12 protein-coding genes are annotated in these 16,724 nt (G+C 69.0%); 6 read left to right on the forward strand and 6 right to left on the reverse strand.

Translation table 11 applies throughout. The annotated features are described in order from the left end of the window. Positions 1 to 103 precede the first annotated feature (103 nt). A complete protein-coding gene (locus tag ACFOOQ_RS19100) occupies positions 104 to 568 on the reverse strand; it encodes a group III truncated hemoglobin (RefSeq protein WP_379729244.1) in 465 nt (154 codons plus the stop codon). A gap of 201 nt (positions 569 to 769) precedes the next feature. Further along, a complete protein-coding gene (locus ACFOOQ_RS19105; RefSeq protein WP_379729245.1) occupies positions 770 to 1,954 on the reverse strand; it encodes a cysteine desulfurase family protein in 1,185 nt (394 codons plus the stop codon). Positions 1,955 to 2,099: 145 nt separating this feature from the next. Between ACFOOQ_RS19105 and ACFOOQ_RS19110 the strand changes: the two genes are divergently transcribed. Then, entirely contained in the window at positions 2,100 to 2,789 is a 690-nt protein-coding gene (locus tag ACFOOQ_RS19110; RefSeq protein WP_379729246.1) for an alpha/beta hydrolase, read from the forward strand. A gap of 5 nt (positions 2,790 to 2,794) precedes the next feature. Here ACFOOQ_RS19110 and ACFOOQ_RS19115 read toward each other — a convergent pair whose 3' ends face one another. After that, positions 2,795 to 3,727 (reverse strand): hypothetical protein, encoded by a 933-nt coding sequence (locus tag ACFOOQ_RS19115; RefSeq protein WP_379729247.1) that lies wholly within the window; start codon positions 3,725 to 3,727, stop codon positions 2,795 to 2,797. A 170-nt stretch (positions 3,728 to 3,897) separates the two neighbouring features. Between ACFOOQ_RS19115 and ACFOOQ_RS19120 the strand changes: the two genes are divergently transcribed. Beyond that, complete coding sequence (locus tag ACFOOQ_RS19120; protein ID WP_379729248.1) at positions 3,898 to 4,254, forward strand: hypothetical protein; 357 nt, start codon at positions 3,898 to 3,900, stop codon at positions 4,252 to 4,254. A gap of 228 nt (positions 4,255 to 4,482) precedes the next feature. Continuing rightward, positions 4,483 to 6,777 (forward strand): methyl-accepting chemotaxis protein, encoded by a 2,295-nt coding sequence (locus tag ACFOOQ_RS19125; protein ID WP_379729250.1) that lies wholly within the window; start codon positions 4,483 to 4,485, stop codon positions 6,775 to 6,777. 7 nt (positions 6,778 to 6,784) lie between these two features. On the opposite strand, the gene ACFOOQ_RS19130 is transcribed toward ACFOOQ_RS19125, so the two are convergent. Both ACFOOQ_RS19130 and ACFOOQ_RS19135 read right to left on the reverse strand, forming a co-directional pair. Beyond that, the gene (locus tag ACFOOQ_RS19130) at positions 6,785 to 6,994 is read right to left on the reverse strand and encodes a hypothetical protein (RefSeq protein ID WP_379729251.1); all 210 of its coding nucleotides are present in this window, start codon (positions 6,992 to 6,994) and stop codon (positions 6,785 to 6,787) included. 74 nt (positions 6,995 to 7,068) lie between these two features. After that, positions 7,069 to 8,178 (reverse strand): anhydro-N-acetylmuramic acid kinase, encoded by a 1,110-nt coding sequence (locus ACFOOQ_RS19135; protein ID WP_379729252.1) that lies wholly within the window; start codon positions 8,176 to 8,178, stop codon positions 7,069 to 7,071. A 100-nt stretch (positions 8,179 to 8,278) separates the two neighbouring features. On the opposite strand from ACFOOQ_RS19135, the gene tyrS reads away from it, so the two are divergent. Then, on the forward strand, positions 8,279 to 9,541 hold the full coding sequence (gene tyrS, locus ACFOOQ_RS19140; RefSeq protein WP_379729253.1) for a tyrosine--tRNA ligase: 1,263 nt from the start codon (positions 8,279 to 8,281) through the stop codon (positions 9,539 to 9,541). Between the two features lie 17 nt (positions 9,542 to 9,558). Here the strand turns inward: tyrS and ACFOOQ_RS19145 are convergent, their stop codons facing one another. Continuing rightward, positions 9,559 to 12,915, reverse strand: coding sequence for a YhdP family protein (locus tag ACFOOQ_RS19145; RefSeq protein ID WP_379729255.1), 3,357 nt, complete (start codon positions 12,913 to 12,915; stop codon positions 9,559 to 9,561). 111 nt (positions 12,916 to 13,026) lie between these two features. On the opposite strand from ACFOOQ_RS19145, the gene ACFOOQ_RS19150 reads away from it, so the two are divergent. Continuing rightward, positions 13,027 to 16,065, forward strand: a complete 3,039-nt coding sequence (locus ACFOOQ_RS19150; protein ID WP_379729256.1) for a bifunctional [glutamine synthetase] adenylyltransferase/[glutamine synthetase]-adenylyl-L-tyrosine phosphorylase — start codon at positions 13,027 to 13,029, stop codon at positions 16,063 to 16,065. Then, on the forward strand, positions 16,052 to 16,534 hold the full coding sequence (locus tag ACFOOQ_RS19155; protein ID WP_379729257.1) for a peroxiredoxin: 483 nt from the start codon (positions 16,052 to 16,054) through the stop codon (positions 16,532 to 16,534). The genes ACFOOQ_RS19150 and ACFOOQ_RS19155 overlap by 14 nt, the downstream gene beginning before the upstream one ends. Positions 16,535 to 16,724: the final 190 nt, after the last annotated feature.

The raw sequence follows: 16,724 nt of genomic DNA on the forward strand, positions 1-16,724 counted from the left end.
TCCTTGCGGGGGCGCCCGGTCGATATATCGCCCGGCCTCCCCGGTCGCAACCGCCGGGGGTACGGGGGGCGGGGTCGATCCCGGAAGATGGTCCTGGCGGCGGTCAGTCCGGCTGCTGCAGCTGGGCCTGCCAGGCGCGCAGGCGCAGGTCGATCACCGAGGCGGCGTCGAAGGCCTGCCGGCAGGCGCCGGGCGGCAGCAGGGTCTCGGCGCTGGCGCGGAACAGCGCCATCCAGCGTTCGAAATGCGCCGGCTTCATCCGCAAGGTCCCGGTCAGTCCCATGATGCCACCCTCGTAGCGGCCGGTGCCGAGCAGGACGTGGGACCAGAAATCGGTGACCTCCTCGAGATGCTCCTCCCAGTCCGGGGCGGCCATGCGGAACATCGGACCGAGCAGGGCATCGTCATGCACCCGGCCATAGAGGTGGCGGACCAGGTCGCCGACCATGGCCTCGGTCAGCGCCGGACCGGCGGCCCGGGTGAGCGACCGGGCGGGCGACTGGATGGGCGACTGGACGACCGGCCGGGCGGCCGGCTGGCGAACCGTCTCGATACGGGCCTGTTGCATGCTGCGCTTCCTCCCGCGGATGGCCGTGGCGCAGGCATAGACCAGACCGCCATGGCGCAGTTTGCGCAGGATCAAAGACCGGCTGCGCAGGGTTGAAACGCCGCGCCGGCGGATCCGGTTCCAAATTGATCGGAAACTTCAGTTAAAGTTATAATTTAGTATATGTTTCAATATATTATAGTTAATATATGAACGGAAAAATCACTTCACCTTGCGCGCCGCCAGCGCGATCCAGGCGGAGGCTGCACGCTCGATGTCGGCATCCGTGCTGGCCCAGCCGAGGCTGAAGCGGACGGCCTCGCGGGCGGCCTGTCCGGGCAGGCCCATGGCGGTCAGCACATGGCTCGGCGTCACCTTGCCCGACGAGCAGGCCGAGCCGGCCGAGACCGCCACGCCGGCAAGATCCAGCGCCATCACCTGGGTCTCGGCCGGCACGCCGGGCATGCCGATGCAGAGCGTGTTGGGCAGGCGCCCGGCCCCCATCCCCCCGGCTTCCGCCCCGTAGACGACGGCCGCCGGGCAGGCGCCGGTCAGCGCCGCCTGCAGCCGGTCGCGCAAGCCGGCGATCCGGGCCGCCTGCTCCGGCAGGCTCGCCCGGGCGACGGCCGCCGCGGCGCCGAAGGCGGCGATGCCGCCCAAGTTCTCGGTGCCGGCGCGCTGGCCGAGTTCCTGGCCGCCGCCGCGGATCAGCGGCGCCGGGGCCCAGTCGTCGCGGGTGATGAGCGCGCCGCAGCCGGTGGCGCCGCCGAGCTTGTGGGCCGAGAGGGTGAGGAAGTCGCAGCCCAGCGCGGCGAGGTCGAGGGGGATCTTGCCGGCCGCCTGCACGGCATCGCAGAGCACCAGGGCGCCGCGTTCATGGGCCAGCCGGGTGACGTCCGCCACCGGCTGGATCACCCCGGTCTCGTTGTTGGCCAGCATCAGGCAGACCAGGGCGGGGCCTTCCCCCGCATCGAGAGCCGCCGCCACCGCCGCCGGATCGACCCGGCCGTCCGGCCCGGCCGGCACTTCGGTGACCGGCAGGCCACTGGCGCGGGCCGGGCGCAGCACGGAATCATGCTCGATGGCCGAAACCACCAGCCGGGTCACGCCAGGCCGGGCGCCGACCGGGCCGCTGACCGGAGCCCGGGCGAGCGCAATGGCGAGGTTATTGGCCTCGGTGCCGCCCGAAGTGAACACTACCCGCTTCGGTTCGGCCCCGGCCAGCGCCGCAACCTGCTCGCGCGCCGACTCGGCGATGCTGCGGGCGGCCCGACCGAAGCCATGCACCGAGGAGGGGTTGGCCGGCGCCGCCAAAGCCGCCAGCAAAGCCGCGCGCGCCTCCGGCCGCAGGGGGGCCGTGGCGTTGTAATCGAGGTAAACCGGCGAAGAATCTGTGGATGGCGACATGACAACTGCATTTCAGGCTTGAATTTCGCGATGCCGATTATGGTAAAATTGGCCAACGCGCAAACGAATACCAGCAGTCACCCGATACCAGCAGCCGTGATATGGGATTTCTTCCCCGGAATCCGGCGAAAAGCGACGAGCAAAAATGCCAGAGATCATATTCCCCGGTCCCGACGGGCGGCTGGAAGGCCGCTACAGCCACGGGCCGGAGGCCAATGCGCCGATCGCACTGATCCTGCATCCGCACCCGCTGTATGGCGGGACGATGAACAACAAGGTGACCTACAACCTCTTTCACGTCTTCTCCAAGCGCGGCTTTTCGGTGCTGCGCTTCAACTTCCGCGGCGTCGGCCGCAGCCAGGGCACCTTCGACAACGGCATCGGCGAACTGTCGGATGCCGCTTCGGCGCTGGATTACCTGCAGACCCACAACCCGAATGCCGCCGCGGTCTGGATCGCCGGCTTTTCCTTCGGCGCCTGGATCGCCATGCAGCTGCTGATGCGCCGGCCGGAGATCGACGGCTTCATCGCCGTGGCGCCGCCGGCCAATATGTATGACTTCGGCTTCCTCGCCCCCTGCCCCTCCTCGGGCCTGATCATCCAGGGCAGCGACGACAAGATCGTGCCGGAGAACGACAGCGCCAAGCTGTCCCAGCGCCTGGCGCTGCAGAAGGGCATCAAGATCGACTACAAGAAGGTGCAGGGCGCCGACCATTTCTTCGAGGGCAAGCTCGACGAGCTGACCGCCGCGGCCGACAAATACATCAAGGTCTCGCTGGTGCCGACCTCGGCGCGCGCCGGCAAGGGCGCCGCCGCCGCCCAGCAGCAGAACTGACACGCTTATCCGTCCCGCCCGCCCGCACGGAACCCGGCCCGGGACGTGCCGTCGGCCGCCGCCTCCGGTTCCAGCGGATTGCCGGCCGCATCGGTCGAGGGCGGCAGGTCGATGACGGCCCCTGACAGATACGGCCGCGGGATGCGGCAATCCCGCTCCCTGTCGTCCGGCGCCGCGTCTTCCTCCGCCCCGGCGGTAACCGTTGCGGTCCGTTCCGGACCGCTGGTGCCCGCTGACGACCGTTGCAGACCGCTGGCGCCCGCTGCGGACCGTTCCGGACCGCTGGTGACCGTTTCCGCCCGTTCGTGACCGCTGGTGACCGTTCCAGCCTGTTCCGCACCGGCAGCGCCCGGCGCGGTGACCGGCGCGGCGCCGGCATCCGCCGCGCGCCATCCGGCTTCGGCGGCCGCCAGCTCGTCGCGGGCCTCGGCCATGAAGCGGTCCATCTCGGCCTGCCGGGCGGCCAGCCGGCGGCGCAGCGCCTGGCTCGGCGGCCGGTTGCCGGTGGCGGCAAGCTGCATGACCAGATCCTCGCCGGCACCGCCCTGTTCGGCAGCCCGGCGCCCGGCGCAGCCGCTGAGCCCGCCTTCGCCGGCCAGCCAGCGCAGGTCGGCGCCGTCCAGCCCGGCCGGGTCGCGGCTGCGCGCCAGCACGGCGTCGCGGGCCGCCGCGGCCAGATGCAGCTCGGCCTCCAGCCGCTGCCGCTCGATGGCCTGCCGCAGATAGAAGCGGAAGCGCAGGCTGCGATTGAGATGCCGCCAGATCCGCTCGGGCGCCAGGCCGAGCGCGACGGCCGTGGCCTCCACCGTGCGGCCGCCGGCGATCAGCGCCGCCGCCTGCTTCCAGTCGATTTTCGTGTAAGGCCGCGACGCCGGGCCGGCAGGCCCGGGTGCACTGGTGGAGTCATCGGCGGACGCAATGGGGGCTTCGGTGGACATGGGTCCGGCTCCTTGCTGCTGGGGATGCAGGGGGAGATAGGCGGCGGTCAGCGCATTTCAATACATATAGGGAACAAACTAGGATATAATACACAGATAGAGAGGCCAACCGGCCGGATTCCTGCAATTCCCGGTGTCCTGCCGGGGCCATCCCGCCCTATCCTGCCGCCATGGACCCGCGCCACTGGCTTGCCCTTGCCGTGATCGCCGCCGCCGGCTGGACGGCGGCCGGCCTGCTGGCGCTGATGCTGGTCGCCCATGTCGGCTGGGCCGGGATCGCGCTGATCGGGCTGGCTGTGCTGCTGGTCGCCAGCCGGCAGGAAATGACCGAGGACAGCCCGGCGCCGCTGCCCACCGCCCATATGCTAGCCCGGCAGTACGAGGACATGCAGGAGCGCGTGCCGGAAGCCCGCCTCGCCAGGCTGGCCCTGCGCACCGAGCGCCACCGGCTGCTGTATATCGCCCGCACCTTCGGTAGCGCACTCGTGCTGCTCGGCGGCGGCATGTTCCTGCTGCACCAGGTCTAGATCGGGACTCTTTCGCCCCGGAAACAGGCAAAAACCGGGCCATCGGCTATGCTGCCACATCAATCATGACGTGCAGTCCATGCAATACTATTTCGATTGTACGGTGCGTGTACGGCGGGTATGGTCCCGCCACCCTACCCTCCGGTACTGTCATTCCGCGAGGTCGGGATCAACCCGACCCTTCATCTGACCTGACACAACCCGCCCTGGCGGGTGGGGAAACGCACCATGTTCCGCACATCGCTCAACCGCCTGCTGCTGGTGATCATCCTGCTGCTGGGCGCCGTCGGCCTCGTCGTCACCCTGCTGCAGGTCAAGGAGGCCTGGGACAATGTCGCCGAGAAGGGCCGCATCGCCGCGCTGGCCCAGGCCGACCGCGTGCTGTTCGACGCCGTCATCCATATCCGCACCGACCGCGGCAACGTGCAGAGCGCCCTGCTCGGCGAGGACGACGCCAGGCCGAGCATCGACAAGGCCAAGGCCACCGCCACCGGAAAATACCAGGGCATGCTGGCCGCGCTGCAGAAGGTGGCGATCCCCGGCCGCGACAAGGCGATTGCCGAACTGAACCAGCGCTGGGCGGCCTTCGAGCCGAAGTATGCGCTGCTCTACGCCGAGGCCGCCAAGCCGCGCGGCGAGCGGTCGGTGCCCAACACCAGCGACTGGTACAACGCCGCCGGCGCGGTGATCGCCGCCGCCAATGCCGCCTCGGGCGTGGTCAGCAACGAGATCCGCATCCTCGATCCGAGCATCGCCGAGCTGGTGCAGGTGCGCCGCTTCGCCTGGCAGATCCGCGACCGCTACGGCCTGCAGTGCTCGCAGCAGCGCCTGAACATCAACACCAGCAAACCGCTCGACGACAAGCAGCGCCAGATGCTGGACCGCAATCGCGGCATGGTGCTGGCCGGCTGGAGCGGTCTGGCGGAGATCGTCGCCCGCGACGGCATCCCGCCCTCCATCGCCAAGGCAGTGCAGGAGGGCAAGGCGGCCTATGACACATACCAGGCCGGCGTCGATGGCCTCGTCGCCAAGCTGGACGGCAGCGGCAAGCCGGTGGTCTCGCCGGTCGACTGGGACAAGACCTGCCAGGGCCCGTTCAATCCGATCGTCGATATCGCCTTCACCGCGCTGGATGATGCGATTGCCGATTCCTCGGCCGGCCAGGCCGCCGCCCAGCAGGGCCTCGCCCTGTCGGGCCTGGCGCTTGCCGCCGCCCTGCTGATCGCGCTGTTCGGCATCGTCACCCTGCGTCGCCGCTTCAGCCGCCCGGTGCAGGAGCTGCTCGGCGCCGTCGACCGCCTGCGCGCGAGCGACTTCGCCACCCCGGTGCCGCCGTCGCGGCATCCCGACGAGCTCGGCCGCATCGGCACCGCGCTGGAAGCCCTGCGCGACAGCGCCGGCCAGGCCAAGCGGCTGGAAGAGGACGAGCGCAACCGGCTGGCGCAGCAGCAGCGCCAGCAGGAAGACGAGATGGCGCGCAACGCCGAGATCACCCGCGAGATCGCCGCCTTCTGCAGCGCGGTGTCCGACGGCCGCATCGACAGCCGCATCGCGGAGACCGGCAAGGACGGCGTGTTCCTCGACTTCTCGCGCCAGCTCAATGGCCTCGCCGGCACGCTCGACAGCATGATCGGCGAATTCGCCGCCGTGGTCTCGGCGATGTCGGAAGGCGACGTCACCCGCGCGGTGGCCGGCGACTATCGCGGTGCGTTTGGCGAGCTGAAAGGCTCGACCAACCGCATGGGCGAGCGGCTCAACACCATCGCCCGCCAGCTCGCCGAGGCGGCGCGCACGGTGCAGGATGCCTCGGCGGAAATCTCCGCCGGCAGCCAGGACCTGGCCAGCCGCACGGAATCGCAGGCAGCCAGCATCGAGGAAACGGCGGCGTCGATGCACGAGATCACGACAACCGTGAAGCAGAATGCCGACAACGCCCAGGCCGCCAACCAGCTGGCCGTCACGGCCCGCGATACGGCACAGAAGGGCGGCGCCGTGGTGCGCGATGCCGTCACTGCCGTGACGCAGATCGAGGACAGCGCGCGCAAGATCGCCGACATCGTCGGCCTGATCGACGAGATCGCCTTCCAGACGAATCTCCTTGCCCTCAATGCCTCGGTCGAGGCGGCGCGTGCGGGCGAGGCCGGCAAGGGCTTTGCCGTGGTCGCGCAGGAAGTCCGCGGGCTGGCGCAGCGCAGCGCCAATGCGTCGAAGGACATCAAGGCGCTGATCTCGGCGTCGAACGCGCAGGTCAAGACCGGCGCCGGCCTCGTCAACCAGACCGGCAGCTCGCTCGACGAGATCGTCGCGGCGATCAAGAAGGTCAGCGACATCGTCGCCGAGATCGCGGCAGCGTCGCGCGAGCAGGCCACCGGGCTCGAGCAGATCAACACCGCGGTCGGCAGCATGGACGAAACCACCCAGCGCAACGGCGCGCTGGTGGAAGAGACCTCCGCTTCGGCGCAGGCGCTGGCCGACCAGGCCCGCCAGCTCGCCGAACTGGTCGGCTTCTTCCGCACCAAGTAAGCGACGGCTAGGACGCCGGATCGTCCTTGTGCAGGTGCAGGAAGCGGGCGATGGCGGTCTTCAGCGCCGGGTCAGGCTGCGTCTTTGCTGCCGCGGCGGCGCGAAACAGGTCGCGCTGCAGCGGCATCGGCAGCTCGTTCCACTGCAGCACCACCGCAGCCCCCAGGCATTCGAGCACCCGACGCTCATCCTCGGCCAGTGCGTAACTGTCGGTCATGGTCGGTCCTCCCTGAATACGGCTCCGTCAGGACCCAGTATAGGGCATCCGGGCCGGCTCATGAGGTCGAACTGTCACGGCCGCCACAGCCGGCCGCCGGTGACCGGCACCCGCACGCCGGTGGTGCCGGGCAGGCTGAGCGGCAGGCCGCGCACCGCGCGCGCCGCCAGAAAGGCAAAGGCCTCGGCTTCCAGATGGTCGCCGTGCCAGCCGGCCTGTTCGGCCGCCTCCACCGGCATGTTGAGATAGCCCGGCAGCAGCCGCATCAGGGTCGCATTATGCCGGCCGCCGCCGGCGACCAGGCAGCGCAGCGGTCGTTCCGGCAGATGCGCCAGCCCCCGCGCCACGCTGGCCGCGGTAAACGCCGTGAGCGTCGCCGCGCCATCGGCCGGCGACAGCCCGGCGGTGATGGCCTCGGCATGGGCGGCGAAATCGTCGCGGTCGAGCGACTTCGGCGGCGGCGCGGCAAAATACGGATGCGCCATCAGCGCGGCGAGCGCCGCCTCGTCGACCATACCCGTGGCGGCGAGCGCACCGCCTTCGTCATGGGCGGCACCGGTATGGCGACGCAGCCAGTCGTCGATCAGCGCATTGCCCGGGCCGGTGTCGAAGGCGCGCAGGTCGTCGTCGCGCGCGCCGATACAGGTGACATTGCCGACGCCGCCGAGGTTGAGCACCAGCAGTGGTGCAGCCAGTCCGGCATGGCGGGCGAGGGCTGCGTGATACAGCGGCACCAGCGGCGCCCCCTGCCCGCCCATGGCGATATCGGCGGCGCGGAAATCGCTGACCGTGGCGATGCCGGTCAGCCGCGCCAGCAGACCGCCGTCGCCGAGCTGCCAGCTCCGCCGCGGCCGGGCATCGGGCCGGTGCAGCAGGGTCTGGCCGTGGAAGCCGAGCCAGGCGATGTCGGCCGGCGCCATGCCGGCCTGCCCGAGCAGCGCCCGCACGGCATCGGCATGGGCGGCGGTGAGCGCGCGGGAGACCGCTGCGGTCGGCCCCTGGCCGCCGAGGCAGCCGCGGATCTGCGCCCGCAGCGCTTCGGGGTAAGGCAGGGTCAGGGCCCGGCCGAAGCCGGCGATGGTCTCGCCGTCGGTGCGCAGCAGCGCGGCATCGATGCCGTCCATCGAGGTGCCGCTCATCAGGCCGATGATCCAGTATGGCTGGGAAAGGACGGGCTGGGACAAGAGGGGAACGCTGCGTCCGGGTTGGAGGGCTGGGAGAATCGGGACCTGTATGTTAGATCATCGGGCCCCTTTCCGCACAGACCAGACCATCAGGCCCGTGATGACCGAGTACAGCTACCAGTCCGACTTCCTGCAGACGCTGAGCCAGCGCGGCTTCCTGCACCAGTGCACCGATCCGGCGGCGCTGGACGCCAAGGCCATGCAGCCCGGCGGCATCGTCTGCTATGTCGGCTATGACTGCACCGCGCGCAGCCTGCATGTCGGCAACCTGCTGTCGATCATGATGCTGCGCTGGCTGCAGAAGGCCGGCCACAAGCCGATCGTCCTGATGGGCGGCGGCACCACCAAGGTGGGCGATCCGTCCGGCAAGGACGAGAGCCGCAAGCTGCTGACCGCCGACGACATCGCCGGCAACATGGCCAGCATCAAGACCGCGTTTGCCCGCTTCGTGCGCTTCGGCGAGGCTGCGGGCGATGCCGTGATGGCCAATAATGCCGACTGGCTCGACAAGCTGCAGTACATCGACTTCCTGCGCGATTACGGCCGGCATTTCTCGGTCAACCGCATGCTCAGCTTCGACAGCGTGCGCCTGCGGCTGGAGCGCGAGCAGCCGCTCAGCTTCCTCGAATTCAACTACATGATCCTGCAGGCCTATGACTTCGTCGAACTGGCGCGGCGCTATGACTGCAACCTGCAGATGGGCGGCTCCGACCAGTGGGGCAACATCGTCAACGGCGTCGAGCTCGGCCGCCGCGCCGCCGACCTCAGCCTGTTCGGCCTGACCTGCCCGCTGCTGACCACGTCGTCGGGCGCCAAGATGGGCAAGTCGGCCCAGGGCGCGGTGTGGCTGAACGAGGACATGCTGCCGACCTACGATTACTGGCAGTACTGGCGCAACAGCGAGGATGCCGATGTCGGCCGCTTCCTGCGCCTCTATACCGAACTGCCGCTCGACGAGATCGCCCGGCTGGAAACGCTGCAGGGCGCCGAGCTGAACGAGGCGAAGAAGATCCTCGCCACCGAGGCAACGGCGCTGTGCCGCGGCCGCGAGGCCGCCGAGCTGGCCGCCGAGACGGCGCGCAAGGCCTTCGAGGAAGGCAGCTTCGGCGGCGACCTGCCGGTGCTCCGCATCGCCCGCGACCGCCTCGATGCCGGCATCGAGGCCTTCGCGCTGGTGCAGGAAGCCGGTTTCGCCAAGTCCGGCGGCGAGGCGCGCCGGCAGATCCGCGGCGGCTCGATCCGCGTCAACGACGCGGCGGTCGCCGAGGAAACCCGCAAGATCGGCAGCGCCGATCTCGGCCCCGACGGCCGGCTGCGGCTCAGCTTCGGCAAGAAGCGTCACGTGCTGATCGAGGCGGCGTAAGCCGCCCGCCGGATCGCCTATTCCGGCCGCAGGGCCGGTACCGAGGGATCGTAGCGCGGCGGCGGGACCACCGGTTTCGGCTTCTCGCCCGGCAGCGGCGGCGGCGGCGCCTCCGGCGCCTGGAAGATCTTGCGCAGGAAGCCCGGCGCAATCGCCGACAGCGGATTGACGGTGAACTGCGGGTCGTCCTTCGGGCCCGACACCGCAAAATTCACCCCGATGATGCCATCGCCGACGAAAATATCGCCGAGGATCGGGATCTTGCCGAGGATGGTGTTGAGCACGAAGGCCGGCACCGCGGTGCCGCTGACGCTGATCGCGCGGGTCTTGTTGTTGACGGTGCCGGAGAAGGTGATGCCGAGCTGCGGTCCCTGCAGGCGGCTGTCGCCGATGGTCAGCACGCCATCCTTCTGGCTGAACGGCACCTCGCCACGCTCGAACAGGATGCCCTGCTCGGAATTCAGCACCGCCGACAGGCCGGCAAACGAGCCGATGCCGAGCAGCCGGGCGAGAAACGGCGCGCGCACCGCCTTGACGTTCTTCATCTCCATCTTGCCGGCCATCGGGTGGCCGGGTTTGGTGTCGTCGTAGCGGGCATGCACCTGCATGGTGCCGCCTTCCATGTTGGTCAGGCCGAGGAAATGCAGCACGGCGCCGGCATTGTCGGAGACCAGCTCCAGGTTGCGTGCGCCAAGTTCCGGCGCGATGGTCAGCGTAACGCCACCGGCCTTGGCGAAGCCGCCGGTCAGCGAGACATGCTCCAGCCGGGTCGGCTCGCGGCGGACCTGCAGCACGAGATTGCGCATCTCGAGATCCTTGTCGATCGCCGCCTCGTCGAGCCGCAGGTTGAGCACCAGCCGCGGCTTGGTCGCGTCCGGCCCGGCATCGTCCTCGAAGGCATCCTTCAGGAACGGCTGCAGATCGTAGCGCTTGCCGGCCATGTCGATGGTGGTGTCGCCATTGGCGGCAAAGGCGACCTTGCCGGCAACCTCGCTGTCGCCATATTTCAGCCGGGTCACCTCGGCGCTCCAGCCGCCGCCCTGCGGCAGGGTCGCCCGTGCCCGGAGCGTGAGGCCGGGTCCGGTCAGCTCGACGGCATCGAACTGCACCGGCTGGCCGGTCTTGGTGCGCACCAGGATGCGGCCCTGCGATTGCTCGCCGGCCGGCTTGTCGACATGGGCCTCGGCCACCGTGATGGTGGCGGCCGTCAGGTCGAACTCGCCGCCGACCGCCACTTCACCGCCGCGACGCTCCTCGATATCGAGATTGGCGTCGGCCGGGCCTTCGACATAAGGCGCCAGCGGATAGCCGAGCGCCTTGCGCTGCGCCTCGTCGAAGCGGCCCTTGAGATTGTACCGCGCCTGCACGGCGGCCTTGGCATCGAAGCTCTGGCGCCAGCCGATCTGCACCGGCACGCCGTTCAGCGATGCGCTGCCTTCGGCCTGCAGGCCCTTGTTGTCGGCCTTCATGGTCATGGCGCCGCCCGACAGGTCGTAGCGCCCCATCAGGCCGGTCATACCCATGTCGGTCATGGTGGATTCGGCGCTGACCGTCAGGTCATCGAGCTTCAGCTTGCTCTCCAGCGGGAATTTCAGCCGCCATTTTACGCTGCCGCTGCCGCTGGTCTGGTCGGGCCTGATCCCGAGCTTGGACGGGAAACCCAGCGGTTTCTGATCGATCAGGGCCAGCAGGTCGCGGCTGCTGCCCTTGGCCATGCTGCTGATGGTGGCGAACTGGTCCTTGTCCTGCAGGCCGGTAATCGTCACCTCGCCGCCATCGACCACCAGCGGCCCGACTTTCGCTGCCTCCAGCGTGAGGCGGAAAGTGTCGGCATCGAGATTGGCCACGCCATTGCCGCCGGTCAGCCTAGTCATCGGCGGCAGGTAATCGACATCGACGCCATCGAAGGCGAAATCCAGCTTGATCGCATCGGCCGGGATGCGCGTGGTGCCATCCAGCATGTCCGGCGTCAGCTTCGCGGCGAACCGGCCGGCCGATATGCGCCCGCCATGCAGGTGGCCGATGATCCAGTCGCGGGCGTTCTTCGCCATGGCCGGCGGCCAGTAACGTGCCGTGGCATCGGTCGACAGGTCGAAGAACTGGCCGGTGAGATCGGCGCCGACACGGTCGCTGCCGCCGGCGGGCGCGGGATCGCGGGTCACCATGCCGGCCAGCGAGAAATGGAACTTGTCGGCGAAGGCGAAATTGGCCTCGTCGAGCCGCAGGCGGCGGCCGCCATCCAGCACCGTGCCGCGGAAGGCCGCTTCCTGCAGTTGCAGCGGCACGGCCGTCTGGTCGGGTATGACGATGGTGCCGGCGCCGGCCTTGAGGTCGAAACCGAGATCGACCTGCTCGCCGTTCTCGTTGAGATGCAGGATCAGGCTGCCGCCGAGCGGCGTGCGCAGGTATTTCAGCGGCGCCAGCTCGGGCACCACATCGGCGAAATCCGCCGGCTCGATGTTGTCGAAGCCGAGCGTGACGCCAGCCGAACGGTCGGCCAGCGTGTAATCGGCCTTCACATCGAGGTTGACCCGTTTGTCGCGAAAATCCAGCGCGCCGGTCCCGGTGGCGAAGACATGGCCCTCGCCGCGCTGCAACACGATCTGCGCGCCGGGCACCACCCAGCGCTGACCGAGTTTCCAGTCCTCCAGCACCAGACGGTCGGCGGAGATCGACACCGTATCGAGCTGGCCGAGCGGATTGTCGTAGCCACGCGGCGCCGACATCTCGGTGAACAATGCGCCGAGCATGACCTGGGCAAGATCGGGGCCCGCTGCCGGACCGGCAGACGGCACCTGGGCAGCCGGGGCCTGACCAGACGGGCCCTGACCAGACAGGCCCTGACCAGACAGGCCCTGACCAGACGGGGCCGGCACATCAGAGGGCTGACCGGCAGGCGGGACCTGGGCGGCCGGTGGCAGCTGGCCGGGCGGCGCGGCGGCGGCATCGTCACCGTCGGCGGCGGGAATGCCGACCTGGAAATGACCGTCGCGATCGCGGACGATGCGCGCCAGGATGCCGGAGACATGCACATAGCGCGGCGCGATCACGCCATGCAGCAGCGCGCGGATGCTCAGCGCCATGTCGACCGTGGGAATCCGCATGGCGACCTGGCCGCCGGCAGCCCGATAGCGCGCATTGTACATGCGCAGCCGCAGGGCCTCGTCGTCCTCGGCCCAGGCCACCACGATATCGTCGAATTCGGCGGTGATCCCGTAATCCGACAGCGCCAGCGCGTCGCTGACATAGGGGGCGAGGAAGCCGACCGAGATCGGCCCCTGCGAAATCCGCCAGACCAGGGCGCCGGCAAGCACCAGAAGAGTCACCGCGGCGGCCATCACCCAGCGCACCAGCAACCGACTCCATCGCAACATCACGCGCCGCGCCATTCATCCTGTTCCATGCGGGAAAAACCGATTCGAGGGCCAGTCGCTTGACCCGCCTGCAAGTTTAGCCGAACTTGCCGACCGGCACGAGGGGAACGCATGCCTGTCAGCACCGCGCCGCAATGGCGCGACCTTCCGTCTCCGTACGACACCGCGGCTACCGCGCGCGGCATCGAAAGCTGGACCGAGGCCCTGGCCGCCCTGGAAGACCGGGACCTCGCCCGCCGGCTGAAGACCCTGACCCTCACGGCCGCCGCGCGCAAATCCGGCGCCCGGGCCCTGCTGGACTGCCTGTTCGGCAACTCGCCCTACCTGACCCAGCTGGCGCTGCACGAACCGGCGACCGTGTCCCTACTCCTGGAATATGGCCCGGATGAGGCGGTCGCCCAGGCGCTGGCGGCCCTGCGTGCCGCGGCCGTGACGGCCGCCACACCGGGCGATATCGAGGCGCCGCTGCGCCGGGCCAAGCGGCAGGCGGCGCTGGCGGTGGCGGTGGCCGACATCGCCGGCCTGTGGCCGCTGGAACGGATCACGGGAATGTTAAGCGATCTCGCCGCGCTGGCCATCGACAGCGCCATGGCGGTGCTGCTGCGCGCGGCGGCGGCCGATGGCGACCTTGTGCTGGCCGATCCGGCCGATCCCTGCCGCGGCTCGGGTTTCGTGGCCCTTGGCATGGGCAAGCTCGGCGCCCGCGAGCTGAACTACTCCAGCGATGTCGACCTGATCATGCTCTACGACCAGGATGTCGTACGCTATCAGGGCCGCAAGTCGGCGCTGGAATGCTTCGTGCGCCTGACCCAGCAGCTGGTGCGCCTGCTCAGCGACCGCACCGAGGACGGCTATGTGTTCCGCACCGACCTGCGGCTGCGTCCCGATCCCGGCTCGACACCGGTGGCGCTGTCGATGGCCGCCGCCGAAACCTATTACGAAAGCTTCGGCCAGAACTGGGAACGCGCCGCCATGATCAAGGCGCGGCCGGTCGGCGGCGACATCGCGGCCGGCGCCGGCTTCCTGCAGCGATTGACGCCCTATGTCTGGCGCAAGAATCTCGATTACGCCGCCATCGAGGATATCCATTCGATCAAGCGGCAGATCCATGCCCACAAGGGCCACGGCGAGATCGCGGTGGCCGGCCACAACATCAAGCTCGGCCGTGGCGGCATCCGCGAGATCGAGTTCTTCGCCCAGACCCAGCAGCTGATCGCCGGCGGCCGCGACATCCGGCTGCGCGAGACGGCGACCTGCGACGCGCTGCGCGCCCTGGTCGCCACCGGGCGACTGTCGCAGGCGGCCTGCGACGAGCTGATTGCGGACTACCGCTATCTGCGGCGCGTCGAGCATCGCCTGCAGATGATCGACGACGAGCAGACCCATACCCTGCCCGACGATCCGGATCGCCTCGCGCATCTCGCCTGCTTTCTCGGTGCCGCCGATACCGCCGCCTTCGCGACCGAACTGCTGGCGGTGCTCAAGCGCGTGAAGACGCAATACGACGACCTGTTCAGCGAGGCGCCGGCGCTGAGCAGCGATGCCGGCAGTCTGGTCTTCACCGGCAAGGAAGACGATCCGGAAACCCTGCGCACGCTGAGCGGCCTCGGTTTCACCGATCCGCCGGCGATCGCCGCGATGATCCGCGGCTGGCATTTCGGCCGCTATCGCGCCATGCGCTCGGAGCGCGCGCGCGAAAAGCTGACCGCGATCATGCCGCAGTTGCTGGATGCCTTCGCGCGCACCGGCAGCCCCGATGTGGCGATCCGCCGCTTCGACCAGTTCCTGTCCAGCCTGCCGGCCGGCGTGCAGCTCTTCGCCCTGCTGCAGGCCAATCCCGGCGTGCTGGATACGCTGGCCGAGCTGCTGGCCGCGGCGCCGCAGCTTGCCGAGGCGCTGGCGCAGAATGCCGCGCTGTTCGACAGCCTGCTGGAATATGCCGACCGGCCGGCAGAATTCGACGCCGCCAAGCTCGCCGCCAGCCTGCAGCGCCAGGTGTCGGCGGCGCGCGATTTCCAGGACGTGCTCGACTGGACCCGGCGCTGGACCCACGAGCTGAAACTGCAGGTCGGCATCGGCCTGCTGCGCGGCACGCTGGACGGCGCCGCCGCCGGCGCGGCGCTGAGCACGGTGGCCGATGTGGTGCTGGCCGACCTGCTCGGTCATGTCGAGGCGGAATTCGCCGCCCAGCACGGCCGCATCCGCCAGGCGAAACTGGTGCTGGTCGGCTTCGGCCGGCTCGGCAGCCGCGAACTGACGCTGGAATCCGATCTCGATCTTGTCCTGGTGTTCGAGGTGCCGGCCAAGGCCGGTGAATCCGACGGCGAACGGCCATTGACGCCGGGGCTGTATTTCACCCGGCTGTGCCAGCGCTTCATCAACGCCATGACCGCGATGACCGGCGAGGGCCGCCTCTACGAGGTCGACATGCGGCTGCGGCCCAGCGGCAACGCCGGGCCGATGGCCGTCGGCTTCGACGGCTTCGCCGGCTACCAGCGCAACGAGGCCTGGACCTGGGAGCATATGGCGCTGACCCGCGCGCGGGTGATCTGCGGCCCGCCGGCGCTGGCGAAGAAGGTCGACCGGCTGCGCACCGAAATCCTGACCCGCGACCGCGACGGCAAAAAACTGCTGGCCGATGTCGCCAGCATGCGCAAACGCATGGCCGATCATACGCGCGCCAGCGGACCCTGGGACCTGAAGCAGCAGCGCGGCGGCCTCGTCGATCTCGAATTCATCGTGCAATACCTGCTGCTGCGCCATGGCGCGGCGGCGCCGCAGATCCTGCACAGCAATCCGGTGGCGGCGCTGGCCGCCATCGGTGCGGCCGGCCTGCTGGATGCGGACGCCGTCGCCACCCTGACCGCGGCGGCGCAGCTCTATGCCACCCTGCTGGCCGCCTCGCGGCTGGCCGGCCGCGAGGAAGCCGGCGACCCGGCGCACTGGCCGCCGGCACTGGCGAAACGCCTGCCTGAATTGGCCGGCTGCGCGGATATGGACGCGCTGACCGCGCGGCTCGCCGCCACCCAGCAGGCGGTGCTTGCACTGTTCGACACGCTGGTTGAAACTCCCGCCGCCCCCTATCTGGCGCTGGCAGATTCCCTCGCCACGCGCGGCCCGGCCACAGGACAGGATCATGAGCAAGACTGACACCGTACAGCTCGCCGTCGGCGACAAGGCGCCGGCCTTCACCCTGCCGACCGATGGCGGCGGCAAGGTTTCGCTGTCCTCCCTCAAGGGCCAGATCGTCGTGCTGTATTTCTATCCCAAGGACGACACCTCGGGCTGCACCAAGGAAGCCATCGAATTCAGCGCCGCCAAGGCGAAGTTCGACAAGCTGGGCGCCGTGGTGATCGGCTGTTCGCGCGACAGCGTCGCCAGCCACGACAAGTTCAAGGGCAAGCACAAGCTGAAGGTGACGCTGGCGGCCGACGAAACCGGCAAGGCCACCGAGTCGTATGGCGTCTGGGGCGAGAAAAGCCTGTACGGGCGCAAGTACATGGGCATCGAGCGGGCCACCTTCCTGATCGACGGGGCGGGAAAACTCGCTGCCGTCTGGCGCAAGGTGAAAGTGGCCGGCCATGTCGAGGCGGTGCTGAAAGCAGCCCAGTCGATTTAGAATCAACTGCTTGCGGCTTTTATCCACATCCTGTGGATAACCAACGCGACACCACCTAAGTCTGTGTTCGCGCGCGTTTTTTCCCGAAACGTCATCGAATCCACCTTGCATTAACCAAACCAAATAAGCCCTAATCCTCGCGAGAATTTCAGAGGGATTATCAACAAACACCGGGGGGCCGTGTGATAAG

Origin of the sequence: Ferrovibrio xuzhouensis, from assembly GCF_042648965.1 — a bacterium.
Lineage (GTDB): Bacteria > Pseudomonadota > Alphaproteobacteria > Ferrovibrionales > Ferrovibrionaceae > Ferrovibrio > Ferrovibrio xuzhouensis.